At 48.7% G+C, this 1,486-nt stretch carries 3 protein-coding genes; 2 read left to right on the forward strand and 1 reads right to left on the reverse strand.

Annotated features, from left to right (window positions below):
- Together NQF64_RS08920 and NQF64_RS08925 are read left to right on the forward strand one after the other, a co-directional pair.
- The coding region (locus NQF64_RS08920) for a hypothetical protein (protein WP_266107154.1) at positions 1-198 on the forward strand (198 nt) is incomplete at its 5' end.
- A gap of 224 nt (positions 199-422) precedes the next feature.
- Positions 423-731 (forward strand): hypothetical protein, encoded by a 309-nt coding sequence (locus tag NQF64_RS08925; protein WP_266107155.1) that lies wholly within the window; start codon positions 423-425, stop codon positions 729-731.
- Positions 732-760: 29 nt separating this feature from the next.
- Here NQF64_RS08925 and NQF64_RS08930 read toward each other — a convergent pair.
- Positions 761-1,486 (reverse strand): hypothetical protein (locus NQF64_RS08930; RefSeq protein ID WP_266107156.1); only part of this gene is annotated, 726 nt, incomplete at its 5' end.

Here is a 1,486-nt window from a genome sequence, read left to right on the forward strand (position 1 = left end):
TCAAAATACCCGCAACAAATCCCCGCATCACAACCCCCAATAATCACAAAGTCAAAATCACCCTATCAACAAATAAACCAAATTGTCACCTTAACATTCCTCAACCACCTTCTCCCCGGCCGCACCAGCATCATGCTCTCTGTGAGCGATGATAACAACGCCCCCTCACCAACCATTACCGCTCTGGGACTGCGCTAGACCAAATAAAGGGGGTCGTAAACGCAACACATATCAAATATAATATCCAACCCTACACCCCCATTACGCAAGACGAGACCAACAACCTCCCCAACAACTACAAGCAGCAAATCTCCCAAACAACAGCCCATCTAGGGGCAATTGAAATCTGGGGCGGCTCCTACACTGGCACCCCTCCAAATGGGCAAGAAAAATCAATACCCATCATCTCCGCCCAAAATGGTATGGTTGGCTATCCCAAATATAACGAGGCCGGAACAACCATCACAACACTCCTCCGCCCAGACATCGCCTTCTGGCAACCATTCACCCTAGATAGCAAGTATATCCCTCAAAACTGGCTTCCCCCAGAAAATAAGCCAAATAGCCTCACCAACCAAAGCCATCAGCTTATCAGCAAAGCCCCTTGGGATGGCCTGTGGCTCCCCATCGCCATCCAACATGAAGTCTCAACAGAAATAACGGAAGGCAAATGGCACACAACCATAGATTGCATCAGCACCAATCTCGGCCAAAAACCATCTCATAAATAAGAGGTAACCCTAGCAACCAGATGCTTAACTCACCACGCTAGCTGTCCCACATCAGCGTCCACTTCCATATTTCTACTATCACAAACAGCCCACTGAGGGCCCATACCATAATATGTTTCTACGTTAATCGCCCGTGCGTGATGAAGAACATCTCCCCACTCATACCCCATATTATCCAACAATCCCCCCATGATAATAGCACAGGGGCCATACCGCCCCTTTTGCGACAACACTAAATCCGCTGCATTCTCCGCCCATACACGCCTAACACCAGCCTTCACAAGCTTCTTAATCGTCCCTTTCCGGTCCTCCCGAAAAGCTCTCTGCAACCGCTCAATCGATGGCGCATAAGGGTATTCCGCTTTTGGGTCTTGATACATCCGCCCAATATCGCAAATGCCCTCCGCCGTCTCATAAGGTCGAAGATTCACTTGCCTAGCTTCATCATAACTAATTGGCATACCAGGTACTCGGCGATACATATTATACACTGCCATAGCACAATCCCAGTATCTGCCTTTTTGAGAGGTCACCAATATAGCCGCACTCTCCGCAACATTCTTCTCCACACCGGCCTGCACCATCTCATCAATCATCCCCTGCCGGTCTTGCTGAAAACTTCGCGCCATAATCTGAACAGGATCATTCTCCGGGTTATAAGCAGGCTTCGCAGGCGTTTTATCCAAAAAAGCCTTGCTACAAATATGCACCTGCTCAATATCGTAAACAAACCGCCACGACCCAGAATTCGCTAA

Source organism: Bombella saccharophila, from assembly GCF_026385475.1.
In the GTDB taxonomy this organism is placed as follows: domain Bacteria; phylum Pseudomonadota; class Alphaproteobacteria; order Acetobacterales; family Acetobacteraceae; genus Bombella; species Bombella saccharophila.

Excerpts from the sequence above, each read along its gene's own strand:
- NQF64_RS08925 (WP_266107155.1), top strand. The coding sequence starts at position 423 with ATGGTTGGCTATCCCAAATATAACGAGGCCGGAACAACCATCACAACA.